At 59.9% G+C, this 15,202-nt stretch carries 14 protein-coding genes and 1 tRNA gene; 6 read left to right on the top strand and 9 right to left on the bottom strand.

Annotated features, from left to right (window positions below):
* Nucleotides 1–176: 176 nt before the first annotated feature.
* Nucleotides 177–250: transfer RNA gene (locus ACYVHT_RS20790), tRNA-Asp, on the bottom strand.
* A gap of 298 nt (nt 251–548) precedes the next feature.
* Between ACYVHT_RS20790 and ACYVHT_RS20785 the strand changes: the two genes are divergently transcribed.
* From ACYVHT_RS20785 to ACYVHT_RS20770, 4 genes are all read left to right on the top strand, one after another.
* Entirely contained in the window at nt 549–1,496 is a 948-nt protein-coding gene (locus ACYVHT_RS20785) for an acetyl-CoA carboxylase carboxyltransferase subunit alpha (protein ID WP_460556720.1), read from the top strand.
* An 87-nt stretch (nt 1,497–1,583) separates the two neighbouring features.
* The gene (locus ACYVHT_RS20780) at nt 1,584–2,432 is read left to right on the top strand and encodes an MBL fold metallo-hydrolase (protein ID WP_460556717.1); all 849 of its coding nucleotides are present in this window, start codon (nt 1,584–1,586) and stop codon (nt 2,430–2,432) included.
* A gap of 63 nt (nt 2,433–2,495) precedes the next feature.
* Complete coding sequence (locus ACYVHT_RS20775) at nt 2,496–3,308, top strand: patatin-like phospholipase family protein (RefSeq protein WP_460556714.1); 813 nt, start codon at nt 2,496–2,498, stop codon at nt 3,306–3,308.
* A gap of 153 nt (nt 3,309–3,461) precedes the next feature.
* Nucleotides 3,462–4,034: a lysophospholipid acyltransferase family protein gene (locus tag ACYVHT_RS20770; protein WP_460556711.1), complete on the top strand. Its 573-nt coding sequence runs from the start codon at nt 3,462–3,464 to the stop codon at nt 4,032–4,034.
* Nucleotides 4,035–4,116: 82 nt separating this feature from the next.
* Here the strand turns inward: ACYVHT_RS20770 and ACYVHT_RS20765 are convergent, their stop codons facing one another.
* The 5 genes from ACYVHT_RS20765 to ACYVHT_RS20745 form a co-directional block, all read right to left on the bottom strand.
* The gene (locus ACYVHT_RS20765; protein WP_460556708.1) at nt 4,117–5,364 is read right to left on the bottom strand and encodes a sensor histidine kinase; all 1,248 of its coding nucleotides are present in this window, start codon (nt 5,362–5,364) and stop codon (nt 4,117–4,119) included.
* Between the two features lie 10 nt (nt 5,365–5,374).
* Entirely contained in the window at nt 5,375–5,821 is a 447-nt protein-coding gene (locus ACYVHT_RS20760; protein WP_460556705.1) for a response regulator, read from the bottom strand.
* Nucleotides 5,822–8,137 carry an ATP-binding protein gene (locus tag ACYVHT_RS20755; RefSeq protein ID WP_460556702.1) on the bottom strand — a complete coding sequence of 772 codons (2,316 nt, stop codon included), beginning with the start codon at nt 8,135–8,137 and terminating at the stop codon, nt 5,822–5,824.
* Nucleotides 8,119–8,697 carry a biliverdin-producing heme oxygenase gene (locus ACYVHT_RS20750; RefSeq protein WP_460556699.1) on the bottom strand — a complete coding sequence of 193 codons (579 nt, stop codon included), beginning with the start codon at nt 8,695–8,697 and terminating at the stop codon, nt 8,119–8,121. The genes ACYVHT_RS20755 and ACYVHT_RS20750 overlap by 19 nt, the downstream gene beginning before the upstream one ends.
* Before the next feature lie 63 nt (nt 8,698–8,760).
* Nucleotides 8,761–9,426 (bottom strand): DUF4159 domain-containing protein, encoded by a 666-nt coding sequence (locus ACYVHT_RS20745; RefSeq protein ID WP_460556696.1) that lies wholly within the window; start codon nt 9,424–9,426, stop codon nt 8,761–8,763.
* Between the two features lie 474 nt (nt 9,427–9,900).
* Between ACYVHT_RS20745 and ACYVHT_RS20740 the strand changes: the two genes are divergently transcribed.
* Together ACYVHT_RS20740 and ACYVHT_RS20735 are read left to right on the top strand one after the other, a co-directional pair.
* Nucleotides 9,901–10,275 carry a hypothetical protein gene (locus ACYVHT_RS20740; RefSeq protein WP_460556693.1) on the top strand — a complete coding sequence of 125 codons (375 nt, stop codon included), beginning with the start codon at nt 9,901–9,903 and terminating at the stop codon, nt 10,273–10,275.
* 81 nt (nt 10,276–10,356) lie between these two features.
* Nucleotides 10,357–11,226, top strand: a complete 870-nt coding sequence (locus tag ACYVHT_RS20735) for a cation diffusion facilitator family transporter (protein ID WP_460556691.1) — start codon at nt 10,357–10,359, stop codon at nt 11,224–11,226.
* Nucleotides 11,227–11,240: 14 nt separating this feature from the next.
* Here the strand turns inward: ACYVHT_RS20735 and ACYVHT_RS20730 are convergent, their stop codons facing one another.
* The 3 genes from ACYVHT_RS20730 to pckA form a co-directional block, all read right to left on the bottom strand.
* Nucleotides 11,241–11,957, bottom strand: coding sequence for an RsmE family RNA methyltransferase (locus tag ACYVHT_RS20730; protein ID WP_460556688.1), 717 nt, complete (start codon nt 11,955–11,957; stop codon nt 11,241–11,243).
* Between the two features lie 39 nt (nt 11,958–11,996).
* Nucleotides 11,997–13,454 carry a hypothetical protein gene (locus tag ACYVHT_RS20725; RefSeq protein WP_460556685.1) on the bottom strand — a complete coding sequence of 486 codons (1,458 nt, stop codon included), beginning with the start codon at nt 13,452–13,454 and terminating at the stop codon, nt 11,997–11,999.
* A gap of 63 nt (nt 13,455–13,517) precedes the next feature.
* The gene (gene pckA, locus ACYVHT_RS20720; protein ID WP_460556683.1) at nt 13,518–15,143 is read right to left on the bottom strand and encodes a phosphoenolpyruvate carboxykinase (ATP); all 1,626 of its coding nucleotides are present in this window, start codon (nt 15,141–15,143) and stop codon (nt 13,518–13,520) included.
* Between the last annotated feature and the right edge of the window lie 59 nt (nt 15,144–15,202).

The following is a 15,202-nucleotide window of genomic DNA, read 5'->3' as shown; positions in this document are numbered from 1 at the left end:
GCGCGATGCGGGCCCACTGCGCGTCTGTGAGCAGATAATCCATGCCACAAATTAATACCTACTGTTAACACTTCCTAAGTACGTCAAAACCGAATAGCCATCTGCCACCCTTTTTTGTCTGAGCAATAAAAAAGGCCATTTCCGCTCTGGAAATGGCCTTTTCTTGCAAACGTCTGCGGTCTGGACGGGACTCGAACCCGCGACCTCCGCCGTGACAGGGCGGCATTCTAACCAACTGAACTACCAAACCGTTTGCCTTGGTGGAGAAGCCGTGTGCTTTTCCGTTTTGGTGATACAAAGGTAGGGCAAGAAAACTGCGTCCTGCAAGCCTGGAGCAAACATTTCTTCAAAAAAGATGCCATAAATGAGCTTGATGGTTGTTTCTCAGGCTGATTAATTTTTGCGCCGGGCCGCAACGATGGATGTTTTACCTTTGCCATGCGCCTGAACCGCGGCCTCTGCAGGTGCAGCGAGCGGATAAAATCCCGCCCAGACTGCGTCATCCGTTAATTTCGTCTTCCCACTCCCCGTAAACCTAACCGTAGCTCATGCTCCTCGACTTTGAACAACCCATCGCTGCCCTCGAAGGCAAGCTTCTCGAAATGCAGAAACTCGCTGCCGACAGCGACGTGGAAGTAGGCGAAGCGGTGGCGGCGCTGGAAAAGCGCATCAAAGACCTTAAAAAGGAAACCTATGCCAACCTCACGCGCTGGCAGCGCGTGCAGCTCTCGCGTCACCCCGAGCGGCCTTACACGCTGGACTATATAGAAGGCATGGCCGAAAAGTTTGTGGAGCTGCACGGCGACCGCACCGTGGGCGACGACAAGGCCATGGTGGGCGGCTTCGGCGAGATTGACGGGCACACCGTCATGTTCATCGGCCAGCAGAAGGGCCACAACACCAAGCAGCGCCAGTTTCGCAACTTCGGGATGCCCAACCCTGAGGGCTACCGCAAGGCGCTGCGCCTGATGAAGCTGGCCGAGAAATTCAACGTGCCGGTGGTGACGCTGATTGATACGCCCGGCGCGTTTCCGGGCCTGGAGGCCGAGGAGCGGGGGCAGGGCGAGGCCATTGCCCGCAACCTGAAGGAAATGTTTATGCTGAAGGTGCCGGTTATCTGCGTCATCATTGGCGAGGGCGCCAGCGGCGGGGCGCTGGGCATTGCCATTGGCGACCGGGTGCTGATGCTGGAAAATACCTGGTATTCGGTGATTTCGCCGGAATCGTGCAGCAGCATTTTGTGGCGCTCCTGGGATTATAAGGAGCAGGCAGCTGAGGCGCTTAAGCTCACGGCCACCGATATGAAGAATGCGGGCCTGGTGGATGGCATCGTGAAAGAGCCGCTGGGCGGGGCCCACACCGACCCGGAGCGGATGATTGAAACCCTGAAAAACACGCTGCTCAAGACGCTGAAGGAGTTGGCCGCCATTCCGGCAGAGGAGCGCATCTCCCAGCGCATCGACAAGTTCTCGGCAATGGGCGTGGTGGTGGAATAAATTGAATTAATAATGAAGAATGAGGAATGAAGAATTATCTGAGGTCGGCCTCAATTCCTCATTTCTCATTCTTCATTCCTCATTAAAATGAAAATCCATACCCTCGATACCGGCCTGTTCAAGCTTGATGGCGGAGCCATGTTTGGCGTGGTGCCGCGCAGCATGTGGCAGAAGCTGAACCCGCCCGATGCCAACAACATGTGCACCTGGGCCATGCGCTGCCTGCTGATTGAGGACGGCGGCCGGCTGCTGCTCATCGACAACGGCATTGGCGACAAGCAGGACGAGAAGTTTCGGGGCCACTTTTACCTGCACGGCGACGATACGCTGGAAAAATCGCTGCGCAAGCTGGGCTTCACCAGCGCCGACGTTACCGACGTTTTTCTGACGCATCTGCACTTCGACCACTGCGGCGGCTCGGTGCAGCGCCGGCCCGATGGCGTGCTGCAGCTGGCGTTTCCGAACGCGACCTACTGGAGCAACGAGGCGCACTGGGACTGGGCCGTGACGCCCAACCCGCGTGAGAAGGCGAGCTTTTTGAAGGAAAACATTCTGCCGATTCAGGAAAGCGGGCACTTGAAGTTCATCGACCTGCAAAAGGGCGTGCCCGATGCGCTGCCGCAGTTCCGCGAAATCATCGTGGCCGATGGACATACCGAGAAAATGATGGTGCCGGTGATGGACTACAAGGGCCGCACGCTGGCTTTTATGGCCGATTTGCTGCCCAGCGCCGCGCACATTCCGCTGCCCTACGTGATGAGCTACGACGTGCGCCCGCTGTTGACCATGCCCGAGAAGGAGGCCGTGCTGCGCCGGGCGGCTGAGGACAACTGGGTGCTGCTGCTGGAACACGACCCCACCAACGAAGCCTGCACCGTTCAGCTGACGGATAAAGGCATTCGGCTGGACCAAACGCTGCGTTTGGCAGATTTGTGATGTGGTGGCGTAATGGATTGAAGGAATGACCGTATTGTAGGATAAATCTCGGTAAAAACAAACGTGCAGTTTCCTCACCAGCCATCCACTTCGTCACTCCATCACTCCGCCACTCCGCAGCTGGGCCTGGCTTTATCGGGCGGCGGGGCCCGGGGCATTGCGCATCTGGGGGTGCTGGCAGCCCTCGACGAGCTGGGGCTGCCGGTGGCCGAGCTGGCCGGCGTGAGCTCCGGGGCTATTGCCAGCGTGTTTTACGCGGCGGGGTTTTCGCCGCGCGAGATACTGCGGCTGCTGATGGCCACCAACGTGTTTCGGCTCACGCGGCCGGCGTTCAGCCGGTTTGGGCTGCTGCACTTCGATGCGGTGGAGCAGCTGCTGGCCCGGCACCTGGGCAACACGCTCAATTTCGAGGACTTGAGCCGGCCGCTGACGCTGGTGGCTACGGATTTGATGGTGGGGGAGTCGGTGTATTTCAGCACCGGGCCGCTGCTGCCGCCGCTGCTGGCCTCGTCGGCGGTGCCCATTATCTACCGGCCGGTGGAGTACCAGGGGCGGCAGCTGGTAGATGGCGGCCTGCTCAACAACCTGCCCGTGGAGCCGCTGCTGGGCCGGCCGGGCCTGCGCGTGGTGGGCGTGCACTGCAACCCCATCAATCCGGAAGCCCGCATTCCCACCTTCCGCCGCCTGATTGAGCGAACCTTGCACCTGGCCATCAATGCCAATACGCCGGCTCGCAAAGCCCAGTGCGACCTGCTGCTGGAGCCGCCCGAGCTGCGCCACTACCGCCCGCTGGGCTACAAGCGCGGGCCGGAGCTGTTCGATATCGGCTACCGCTATGCCATGAGCCAGGCGGCGGCCCTGGCGGCCCTGCTGTGAGGGTGCGCTGGCGGTTTGTAGGCCGTTGGCCGTGCTGTCTGGGCCGGGCCGTGGTTTCGGAATTATTTCAAATGCCTAGTTTTGCCAGCTGATTCATTTCCCACCGGATTTTTGGCCCGCCGGTGGCCGCGAACTTACCTCACAACCCAATTGATGACTGCCCGCGAAAAATCTCCCTTCTGGTATGCCATGGCGCAGCTCGTTTTTAAGGTAGCCGGCTGGCACCTGGGCGAGATTCACAACCCGGAAATCAAGAAGAGCATGCTGATTGCGGCCCCGCACACCAGCAACTGGGACATCATCATTGCCCGCGCGGCCTTCTACCTGATGGGCGTGCCGGTACGCTTCACCGTGAAAAAAGAGTGGACCGAGCACTGGGCGCTGGGCTGGCTGGTGAAGGCCATTGGCGCCCTGCCCGTGGACCGCAGCCGCAACAACAGCCTTGTCGATGGCATGGTCAAGCTCTTCAACGAGCACGACGAGCTGGTGATTATGATTACGCCGGAAGGCACCCGGGCTTACCAGCCGCGCTGGCGTAAGGGCTATTACTACGCCGCGCTGGGCGCTCATGTGCCCATTCGGCTGGGCTACCTGGATTACGCGAAAAAAGAAGCCGGTATTGGCGAAGCCGTGTGGCCGACCGGCGACTACGAGGCCGACGAAGCCAGAATCAAGGCCTTCTACCGCACAAAATCAGGCCGCTTTCCGGACCAGGGGGTGCGGTAGCCAGTTCTGGAAAGCGCGTAAAAAAAACGCCATGCGGAGCGGAGCCCAGGCATGGCGTTTTTCATGTTTCGGCCAGGCCGTGCTACCCCGGGCCGTGCTGGCCGTGCAGCACTAGCCGGAACGTAGTGCCTTCGTGCTCCTGGCTCTCGACGGCCACGCTGCCGCCGTGGCCCTGCACCAGCCGGTTGACCAGAAACAGGCCAACGCCGGTGCCCTCGCTCACTTGCGGGTGGAAGCGCCGGAACAGGTGAAACAGCTCGTTGCCGTACCGGTTCAGGTTCATGCCCAAGCCGTTATCGGTAACTTCCAGCGTGGGCAAGCCATCGGCTTCGTAGCTGCGCACGCGCACCTGAGGAGCCCGGGCGGGGTCGCGGTACTTGAGGGCATTGCTGAGCAGGTTGAGCAGCACCGTGCGCAGATTGCTGCGCACGTAGGTCAGACTGGGAAGGGCCGTGAAATCGGTTTCGAGCGTGGCTTCGGTGGCAAGAAGCTGCGGCTGCAGGGCCTGGAGCACGTCGGCGGCTACGTCGGCGAAGGCAACGGACTCGGTGAATTGCTCGCCATGGCTGCGCTGCTCCTGCACCACGGCGGCCAGGTCGGTGATGGTGGTGGACAGGCTTTGGAGCGAATCATCAATCAGGCGCAGCACCACGGCCTCCTCGGGGTCGTGGAAGGTGGCGGTGCGGCGCAGCTCCTCAAACAGGCCGTTGAGGTTGTTTACCGGCTGGCGCAGGTCGTGGCTGGCGGCGTATACAAAATTGTCGAGGTCCTGGTTGGTGCGGGCCAGCTGTTGGTTGCGGGCAATGATGGCCGCGTTGGCACTGCTGAGCTGGTCGTTTTTATCGTGCAGTTCCTCCCGAATGGCAGTGAGCTCGGCCAGCGAGTCGCGCAGCTGGCGGTTCACGGTTTGCAATTCGGTGTGGTAGCGGGCCACGTATTGCCGCCACTCGTTTTTCTCGATGGCATGGGCCACGGTTTTGGTCAGCAGCTCGCGGTCAAATGCCTGCTTCACCAGATAGTCGAGGGCGCCGCTGTTGAGGGCGCGCACGGCCAGGGTTTCGCTGCCGCCACCGGTTATCATCACCACGCACAGCGAATCGGGCGGGGCTATTTTCTGCAGGCTGGCCAGCATGTCCAGGCCGTCGGTATCGGGCAGGTTGTAGTCGAGCAGCACACAGTCGGGCTGCCATTCCCGGAACCTGGCCAAGCCCTCCTCTCCCGAAGAAGCGTCGGCAATTTCTACGCGCATGGTAGCCATTCCCTGGCCCAGGTAGCGGCGATATAGCATCCGGTCCTCCGGATTGTCGTCGATAAGCAGTATTCTCTTCACTCGCGGCGGGCTAGCTGGCAGCAGGCAGCTCCGACGCACCCAGCCAATAGCTGGTCAGAAGCCCTACTTTTTCTTCCAGTGCGCTGTAAGCAATCGGCTTGGTGAGGTAGCTGTTGGCCCCGAGGCGGTAGCATTCCTCAATGTCGCGGGCATTGGAGGAGGAGGTAAATACAATAACCGGAATAGAGTTCAGCGCCACGTCCTGCTTGAGCACGCCAAGCACGTCGCGGCCGTCCAGGCCGGGCATGTTCAGGTCGAGCAGCACAAAGGCCGGCAGCTGGCTGGGCCAGTTGGGGTGCTTGCCGTGGCCCTGCAAATACTCCAGGGCCTGCTCCCCGTCTTCGCAGCGCAGCACGGGGTTGGTCACCGCGCTTTTGCGAAGCGCCCGGCTCAGGGCCGTGAAGTCTTCGAGGCTGTCTTCCACCACGAGGATGGGGGTTTGGGATGCAGAGTTCATCTAGAGGTGCTTGGAAAGCGAAAAATAAAACGTGGAGCCTTGGCCAACAACGGAGTCTACCCAGAGTTCACCGCCGTGGCGTTCTACCATTTTTTTGGCAATGGACAAGCCTGCGCCGGTGCCACCGCCATACTTCTCCTGCGAGTGCAGGCGCTTGAATATTTTGAAGATATTGTCGTGGTGTTTGGCCGCGATTCCGATGCCGTTGTCTTGTACGTAGAAAACGTAAAAATCGGTGGGATTTCCGGTGCCTTTTGGTCCGCGCACGGTGGCCGGGGCCATCCCGATGGTGATGCGCTTTTTCTCGCGGTCGTTGTAGCGCATGGCGTTAGTGAGCAGGTTGTTGAACACTTCGCGCAGGCGCACCCTGTCAACGCGCAATGTGGGCAGGGGGGCGGGCACCGCAATGGTGGTGTGCGTCTGCTCGATGCGGGGCGAAAGCAGGTCCAGCACGTCGGCCAGGTCCTCGTTCAGGTCAGCCGTCTCAACCGATAAATCGAGGCGGCTCACGCGCGAGAGCTGCAGCAGCGACTCAATGAGCGCCTCCATGCGCTGGCTGAGGCGCACCAGGGTCTGGAGCTTGCTCACGCCGTCGGCATCGAGCTTGTCGGCGTAGTCTTCGAGCAGGAACAGCGAGTAGTTGTGGATGCCCCGCAGCGGCTCCTTCAAATCGTGGGAGGCTACGTAGGCAAAAGAATCCAGCTCGTCGTTGCTGCGCTCCAGCTCGGCGTTGAGGGTGGCCAGGTTGGTGGCGCGGGCCTGCAGCTCGTTGAAAATCTTCAGCCGGACGTCCGAAATAAACAGGCGGATTTCCCGGGCCGCTTCAATTTCGATGGGCTGCCAGGGCGCGGCGGTGTCTTCCACTGTCTGCTTCCAGGCCTCAAACGACTGCCGGGGCGAGAGAAAAATCTCGCCGTCCACGGTGGTCTGGTTTTTCTCGTGGCGGCCGGCCCAGGTCACCGTCTGAATCACTTCGGGCCGGAACCAGATGATGTACTCGCCGGGGTCCTGGGCCAGGGCAATGGCCAGAATGCCGCTCGCCGTGGCCCGGATAACGCGCCCCGCCGGGTTGATATTGGCGTAGGAATCGGTGTAGAACACGTCCTGGCGGGTGTTGGCCCGCAGCCATTCCACCAGCTCGGCAATCTGGTCCTTTTTGGGCGTGTGGCCCAGGGTAATGGTTTCGCCCTCAAAGCAAATGGCCGCGCCGCCGCACGCAAATATGTCGAGCAGGGTGGGCGAGAAGCGGTACAGGCCATCGATGAAGTTGGCCTGGGTGCTCACCAGCTCAAACAGGCGCGTCTGCGTTTGGGTGATATGCTGCTGGTAGGCCAGCTCGTCGTGCTGCTGCTTGGTTTTGAGCAGCGCCGACATGGTTTTGCCCAGAAACTGGCACAGGTCGCGCAGCTCGTAGCTCACCAGGCGCGGGCTTTCGTGGTGGCAGGTTATCATCCCCCACAGCCTTCCATCCTCAATGAGTGAGATGGTCATGGTGGCCTGCGACCCCAGGTTTTGCAGGTACTGAATGTGGATGGGCGACACGCTGCGCAGCACGGCATAAGTCATGTCGGGCGGGCGCGTGGTGCCCGGCCGGTGGGCCGGCAGCAGCGGCGTGGGCACGTAGGCCGCATCGGGAATGAAGCGCAGCCAGTTTTTGAGGTACATGGCGCGGGCCTGCTTCGGAATATCGGTGGCCGGGTAGCGCATGCCCAGCCAGGGCGGCAGGTCCTCGCGCACACTTTCGGCAATGACTTCGCCGCTGTCGTCGGGCGCGAAGCGGTACACCGCCACGCGGTCGAACCCGGTGAGGGTGCGCACCTGCTCCACGGCGGCCTGGCACATGGCCAGGGTCGTGTCGGCGGCCAGCAGCTGGCCCAGCGTCAGGTTGAGGGCGGGCAGGTCGAAGGAGCTGGTGTCGTTGTCAGCCACGGGCTCGCCTTCCACCCACAGCAGGCCATCGTAGCGGTGCAGAATGAGCTTGTAGTACGGCCGGTTGAGCACGCGGCCCAGGCGAATGCCCAGCAGCCGGCTTTGCTCAGTGAGCGTGGGCCAGATGCGCTCCACTTCGAGCAGCTGCTCGGGCTCCAGCAGCTGGCCCAGCCCGCCGCCAATGAGCTCCTCGGGGGTGAGGGCCAGCAGGGCTTTGGTGTTGGCGCTGGCCTGCACCACGCGCCGGGTTTCCTCATCAAGGCACAGCAGAAAGCCGTAGGGCTGAATTAAGCCCGGAATATGAATGGGTTCCCGGTCGCAGTTGTTGAGGTCGATGGGTTTTCCAACGAGGCTTTCGTCGGAAAAGCTTACGGCTGATTTAGCCATGCGGAGAGGGTTTGAAACGTAAGAATGGCCGAGGCCACGATGGCGGCCTGGTCCGCGTCCGTAGCCGCTTCGCCCAGCAGCTGGCAGAAGCTTTTCCAGAGCGGCCCGGTGCGCTCGGCGCGGCCCGTAAAAAAGGCATGGGCCGAGATGCCCGCCTTGTCGAGTTGGCGGGCAATGACCTGCCCGCCCAGCGTCGAGCCTTCCATGACGTACATGGCGCCCAGCAGCTGCGCCCGGGTGCCGAGCGGGGGCATGGTATTGCACAGTGGCGGCTCGGCCGGAAAGCCCAGGTGGGCCAGGTCTTCCAGGATAAGTGGAGCGCGGTAGCGTTGTGCCAGTTGCCAGGCCGGGCCGAAGCCGGCCGCATGCAGGCGCAGGGCCACTTCGTAGGGCTGCATAAACCCGTACATGCGGGCCAGAAACTGAGCGGTTTCGGCTTGCGTCACCGTACCCGCCGTCAAGGCCGTGTTGAAGGCATTGGCTTCAACAGCATCATGATACGGCCTGGTTTCCAAGCGCAGGCGGGGCAAGAGGGGTTGGCTTTCCGCAGAAAGCGCCATGAGTTGTTCGGAGGGATTCAAGCTGCTAAAATAAGGCCGTCGGCGTAATTGGTGGCTTTGGGCTTAGTCCTGCGTCAGGGCGTAGCTCACCAGGTTGGCCCCCATGCGCAGGGCCTCTTCGTGCACGGCGGGCGAGTCTTCGGGGTAGGTGCCCACGTCTTCCCAGCCGTTGCCGAGGTCGCACTCATACGAGTAGAAACACACCAGCCGGCCTTTGTAGAGCAGGCCGAAGCCCTGAGCGCGCTTGCCGTCGTGCTCGTGCACCTTGGGCAGGCCCTTCGGAAACTGGTATTTCTGGTGGTAGATGGGATGCGAGTACGGCAGCTCCACAAATTCCAGCTCGGGAAATACCTTTTTCATCTCGGGCCGAATGAATTTGTCGAGCCCGTAATTGTCATCGATGTGCAGAAAGCCGCCGCCAATGAGGTATTGGCGCAGGTTTTTGGCCTCGGCGGCGCTGAAGCTCACGTTGCCATGCCCGGTCATGTGCACAAACGGGTAGGTGAGCAGCTCGGGTGCATCCAGCTCCACCGTAGCTTCGTCGGGGGCAATGTTGGCATGCAGGGCCTGGTTGCAGAAGCGGATGAGGTTGGGCAGCGAGGTTTTGTTGGCGTACCAGTCGCCGCCGCCGCCGTAGTGCAGCTTGGCAATGCGGAAGCTGGGCGCAGGCGGCGCGGCAGCTGTGAGGGTAAGCAGCAGCGACAGGGTGAGCAGCAGGGATTTAAACATCAACGAAAGCTAGCGGAGGAATACGGGTTCGAAAACGGTTTGCAGGGAATTGTAGTTCTTGGGATTGAAACTACTGATTTTCTTCTGCCCGTCAGAAAGTCCCATGAGCAACAAGCGGAAAGAGCTCACGCTGGCTTGAAATGATGCAGGGCGAAAAAGGAAATAGCTTTCGACCGGAATCCATTGCTGCTTTGAAGTATGCCACAGGAAAAGCGGCGTCGATTCCTGCAAAGCAGCGGCTTGACAAACGCGCAGCAGGGCTAAGAAACAGCGGGGCAGTTTCGGCGAAAGGACATCCCGCCGCGAGTGCACCCCGGCACGCCACTGGTAACTTTTTCCCTGCCTGTTTAGTAAGCTTAGCCATCGTTGCCAGCGCTGGGCGTTGGTTCACCTCCGCCAAACCCGACTATGAACAAGACAGCAGTGGCCCTTGCGGCAGCGTGTGTGTTGAGCAGTGGCACCGTCCGGGCACAAATGAAAGTTGCCCAATACGCCGTGGGGGAGCCCGGCACCGTGGCCTATGAGAAGCTCAGCTTCTGGGCCGATAAGGGCAAGCGCACCGACGTGTACTACGCCTACGGCAAAGACCAGAAGGAAGTGAAGCTCAAGTACGTGGGCAAGAAAAACGTGGGCGGCGCCGCGGGATTTGTGGTGCGGTTTCCCAACAACCACACGATGACCGTAGCGCCAAGCGGCACGGCGCTGAAAGTAACCGACGCCACCGAGGCCCCCAAGCTCTTTGTCTGGCAATACGAAGGCCCGGTAAACGGCGTGGGTACGTATTGCCGGGAGTGCGCCGAGAACGAGAAGGAAGCGCTGCAATTCCTGCAAACCTACTACCTGAAATAAGGCCGCCAGGCCAGGCTTCGGCCGCCAATGCCCGCCAGCGGCACGGCGGCGGGCCGCCCCTTTGCCGCACCCAGCCACGCCATGACCAACGAAGAAACTGCCGTCAAAGCCACCTATTTCAGCATCGCCGGCAATGCCAGCCTGGCTTTGCTGAAAGGCGCGGCCGGTTATTTTGGCAACTCCTACGCGCTGATAGCCGATGCCATTGAATCGACGGCCGACATATTCTCGTCGTTTCTGGTGCTGCTGGGAATTAAATACGCGCACCGGCCGGCCGATAAAAACCATCCCTACGGCCACGGCCGCATCGAGCCGCTGGTGACGTTTCTGGTGGTGGGATTTCTGATTACGTCGGCCACCATTATTGCCTACGAAAGCATTCAGAACATTGGCACGCCGCACGCGCTGCCCCGCGCCTGGACGCTGCTGGTGCTGGGTGGCATCATCATCTGGAAGGAAATTTCGTTTCGCACGGTGATGAAAAAGGCGGAGGCAACCAATTCGTCCTCGCTGAAAGCCGACGCCTGGCACCACCGCAGCGACGCCATCACGTCGGTGGCGGCATTCATCGGGATTTCCGTTGCGCTGTTTTTGGGCAAAGGCTACGAGTCGGCCGACGACTGGGCGGCGCTATTTGCGTCCGGCTTTATCCTCTACAACAGCTACCAGATTTTCCGGCCCGCGCTGGGTGAGATTCTGGATGAGCACATGTACGATGATTTGGTGGCGGAAATCCGGACCGTGGCGCAGCAGGTGGATGGGGTCCTTGGAACCGAAAAATGCCTCGTTCGCAAAACCGGCATGCAGTACCAGGTCGATTTACACGCCAGCGTGAGCGGTGACATGACCGTGCGCCAGGGCCACGAAATAGCCCACCGGCTGAAGGACACGCTGCAACGGGAAATCCCCCGGCTAGGCAACGTGCTGATTCACGTTGAGCCGCAGGAATGATGGCGCCGGAGCGTTTATGCGCGCGCAGTTTCCCGCGCAATCTGAGCCGTGAACACGGCTGCCAGCGCTGCCGTTTCCGTGCGCAGCCGTGAACGACCCAGCGTCACCGGCCGGATGCCTTTTTCCAGGGCCAGCGCAATCTCCTGCGGCGTAAAATCGCCCTCCGGCCCGATGAGCACGCAGCAGCCCGGCCCTGCGCCGGCCACTTGCGCCAGTGCCGTGCGCTCGCCTTCTTCCAGATGCGCGATGAATGTGGTTGCCGGCGAAACGGCGGCCACGAAAGCGCTAAAATCCGTCAGCTCATCCAGCTGCGGCAGCCACGCCTGGCCCGACTGCTTGAGCGCGCTGATGGCAATTTTCTCCAGCCGCTCCAGCTTCAGCTCGCGGCGCTCGGAGCGGGCGCAGCGCAGGAAGCTGATGCGCTCGACGCCCACCTCCACGGCCTTTTCCACGAACCACTCCATGCGGTCGAGGTTTTTGGTAGGCGCCACCGCCACGTGGGTAAACCAGGGGCGGGGCGCCACGGCCTCGTGGTGGCTGATGCGCAGCTGGCAGCGCTTGGGGTTGGCCTCGGCAATTTCGGCGCGGTAGTGGCCGCCCCGGCCATCAAGCAGCGCCACGGCATCGCCCGTACTCAGGCGCAGCACGCGCACGGCGTGCTTGCTCTCTTCTTCGGAAAGCTGGTAGGTGGCGGCAGTGGGCGTGAGGTCGGGCGCGAAGCAGGTGAGCATGAGGCAAAGTTCGGAGGCAAATCAGCACCATAATACCTCTTAGAAGGCCGGTCTTTGTGGGCCGCCGGTTCTAACAGAGTCAATACGGAAATAAGCTGCAGTAGCTACGTTTAGAGGGTGCCCAGGTCCTGGTTGAATATCATATCCTCGCACTAACACATAGCGTGGAACTACTCCTACAATGGGCGTAACAGTGAGCACGCCGTGATGACCTGACGCGGCAGCGTATATGGGCAAGCGTGCATCGCATTGGCGTGCCCATTTGGGAGCATCTACCAGTACTTCTTGCCACGCCCGAATGACCGGGGCCATGGTCATGACCAAAAGTAACATCACCAATACATAGCTGATTTTTGCTAAACGATGCTGAACAGGTGGAAATGATTCTGTAGGCAGTGCGGCCCAACATGCCATGCACCAGCCAATCAGTAGCCACCAAAGCAAGAAATTAATTGCACGGGCCAGCAGTGGAGGTCCACCTATTGTTGTGAGCATAAGTGTAATTCCACTGACCAAGCCAATCAGTAGTACAGTTATTCCGATTGGTAAAGGCAGCCTTAATCCCGCTGGCTGGTGCTGACGCAATAAGCCTTGCTGGCTGGCAAACAAAATGGGAACGGCTAAAAGCAGAAGAGCCGTTGGTTGCCATAAAACGAGGCGCAGACTTTTTCCTATTGCTACCAATAAGGTGGTAAAGTGGATAGGCACCCGGGATGTGGAAGCGGAAAGACGAACGTAATTCCCAGGAGCTGCAACATGAATCCCGGTCGTGAGGCCAAGGATTATCAACAACACTCCCCAGATAATTAAGCTATTCAATTGCCGGCGATGCATGCTCAAACCAATAGCCAACATCAGAAAAAGGGCAAGGAGGATGATACCCAACTCACTCGAGCCCCCAACGATGGATGTACCCAGTCCTGACAAACTCAGCCACGCTTTTCGTGTGGTTCCTATAGTTTGGTGCGCCCTGGCTACCGCTACAGGTATGATTATTAAAAGCAGCATCGGTATCTGATGCACTACCTGCCCAGAAAACCAATAGAGACTAGAATGGATGTCAGGTATTGCTGCAATATATACCAATAGTAGAAGGCAGGTTATCCAGCCAGCCTGACTGCGACTCATATTCCCGGAAGTTAGTCGCCGTAGTCCAAAAAAGATGGTAGCGGCAGTCGCTAGTTCGAAGAGTAATGCAGTGATTTTCACGCCATGCCACCAGCCATAGGTAAGCGGGTTAGCGGCGGAAAGTAAGAACATTGAAACAAAGCGCCCTCCCGCATCATGAAAAAACAGGTTGTATTGCGTTTGCCAAATTCCAGTCTGACGGGAACTAGCGGCAATTAAAAGGTCGTCCCAATAGGGTTGATTATAAAAACACAGAATAATAAATGGTAGAAGCGCGATTATAAGTGCGACGCGTAGAAGCAGGGAATATAATTTAGGAATCATTAAATCTTTGTTTACAACAAAGATACATTGATGGGTAGTAGGCACAGCAAAAGCCCCGCCAGCTGCAACTGGCGGGGCTTTTCAATGGTGAGTGAACTGCGCTGAGGCTTACGCCTCGACGGCTACGCGGGGAGCGCCGGCCATGATTTCCTCATTGGCAAACTCGGCGTACTTCTTAAAGTTTTCGACGAACTTATCGGCCAGGGAGTTGGCGGTGTGGTCGTAAGCGTCTTTGTCGGCCCAGGTATTGCGCGGGTCCAGAATTTCGGAGGGCACGCCGGGTACCGCGCCGGGCACTTCCATGCCAAAAATGGGGTGCTTGGTGAACTTCACCTCGTCGAGCTGCCCGTTGAGGGCGGCCGTAATCATGGCACGGGTATAGGGCAGCTTCATGCGGTGGCCGGTGCCGTAGCTGCCGCCCGTCCAGCCCGTGTTGATGAGCCACACGTTGATGTCCGGATTCTCGTCCATTTTCTGGCCCAGCATCTCGGCGTATTTGGTGGGGTGCAGCGGTAGGAACACCGCGCCGAAGCAGGCCGAGAACGTGGTTTGCGGCTCGGTTACGCCCATTTCCGTGCCCGCCACCTTGGCCGTGTAGCCGCTCATGAACAGGTACATGGCGTGCGACTTATCGAGCTTGCTGATGGGCGGAATCACGCCGAAGGCATCGGCCGTGAGGAAGAAAATATTCTTCGGCGCTTTGGCAACGCCGGGCTCGATGGCGTTGGGAATGAAGTTGATGGGGTAGGCGGTGCGGGTATTTTCGGTCACCGACTTGTTGGCGTAGTCCACGGTGTGGGTGCCGGGCACGAAGCGCGTGTTCTCCACGATGGAGCCGAAGCGGATGGCATCCCAGATTTCGGGCTCCTTCTCCTTGCTCAGGTCAATCACCTTGGCGTAGCAGCCGCCCTCAAAGTTGAAGATATTGCCTTCGGGCGTCCAGCCGTGCTCGTCGTCGCCGATGAGGCCGCGGTTCGGGTCGGCCGAGAGGGTGGTTTTGCCGGTGCCCGACAGGCCGAAGAAAATGGCCGTGTCGCCCTGCTTGCCCACGTTGGCCGAGCAGTGCATGGGCAGCGTATCGTGCTCATGGGGCAACAGGTAGTTCAGCACCCCGAAAATGCCTTTTTTCATCTCGCCGGCGTAGCCCGTGCCGCCAATCAGAATCATCTTTTTGGTGAAGTTGATGATGGCAAAGTTGGGCTGGCGGGTGCCGTCCACGGCCGGGTCGGCCTCGAAGCCGGGCGCGCAGATGATGCTGAAATCGGGCGTCCAGCTGGTATCGGCACCTTCAGCGGGGCGCAGAAACATGTTGTAGCAGAACAGGTTGTGCCAGGCCTGCTCGTTCACCACGCGCAGCTTGAGCTGGTAGTCGGGGTTGGCCCCGGCGTAGGCTTCGCGCACGTAGATTTCCTTATCGGCCAGGTAAGCCACCATTTTCTGGTGCAGCTGGTCAAATTTGTCGGGGGCGAAGGGAATATTGATGTCGCCCCACCACACGCTGTTTTCGGTGTTGGCGTCGCGCACCACAAACCGGTCTTTGGGCGAGCGGCCGGTAAATTTGCCGGTGTCGGCCATCAGGGCGCCGGTATCGGTGAGTGTGCCTTCCTGCTTGCGCAGGGCGTGTTCGACGAGCTCGGCGGGGGTGAGGTTGAGGTGAACGGTAGCCGTTTCGCTGAAGCCCAATGGCTGCAAACGATTGCGGGTTTCGGCGGCAAGTTGGGAGTCTTTTTGCATGGCCCTGAAAGTGTTGGGTGGGAATTCTCGTGACTTCTGCTGCAAAGGTACAGGCGCCG

Source organism: Hymenobacter daeguensis, from assembly GCF_054780555.1.
This window is presented reverse-complemented; position numbering and strand designations above follow the sequence as displayed.

What these genes read in the sequence shown, in the direction of transcription:
- ACYVHT_RS20785 (WP_460556720.1), top strand. Translation starts at nt 549, where the DNA reads ATGCTCCTCGACTTTGAACAACCCATCGCTGCCCTCGAAGGCAAGCTT.
- ACYVHT_RS20780 (WP_460556717.1), top strand. Translation starts at nt 1,584, where the DNA reads ATGAAAATCCATACCCTCGATACCGGCCTGTTCAAGCTTGATGGCGGA.
- ACYVHT_RS20770 (WP_460556711.1), top strand. Translation starts at nt 3,462, where the DNA reads ATGACTGCCCGCGAAAAATCTCCCTTCTGGTATGCCATGGCGCAGCTC.
- ACYVHT_RS20760 (WP_460556705.1), bottom strand. Translation starts at nt 5,821, where the DNA reads ATGAACTCTGCATCCCAAACCCCCATCCTCGTGGTGGAAGACAGCCTC.
- ACYVHT_RS20755 (WP_460556702.1), bottom strand. Translation starts at nt 8,137, where the DNA reads ATGGCTAAATCAGCCGTAAGCTTTTCCGACGAAAGCCTCGTTGGAAAA.
- ACYVHT_RS20750 (WP_460556699.1), bottom strand. Translation starts at nt 8,697, where the DNA reads ATGGCGCTTTCTGCGGAAAGCCAACCCCTCTTGCCCCGCCTGCGCTTG.
- ACYVHT_RS20745 (WP_460556696.1), bottom strand. Translation starts at nt 9,426, where the DNA reads ATGTTTAAATCCCTGCTGCTCACCCTGTCGCTGCTGCTTACCCTCACA.
- ACYVHT_RS20740 (WP_460556693.1), top strand. Translation starts at nt 9,901, where the DNA reads ATGAAAGTTGCCCAATACGCCGTGGGGGAGCCCGGCACCGTGGCCTAT.
- ACYVHT_RS20735 (WP_460556691.1), top strand. Translation starts at nt 10,357, where the DNA reads ATGACCAACGAAGAAACTGCCGTCAAAGCCACCTATTTCAGCATCGCC.
- ACYVHT_RS20730 (WP_460556688.1), bottom strand. Translation starts at nt 11,957, where the DNA reads ATGCTCACCTGCTTCGCGCCCGACCTCACGCCCACTGCCGCCACCTAC.
- pckA (WP_460556683.1), bottom strand. Translation starts at nt 15,143, where the DNA reads ATGCAAAAAGACTCCCAACTTGCCGCCGAAACCCGCAATCGTTTGCAG.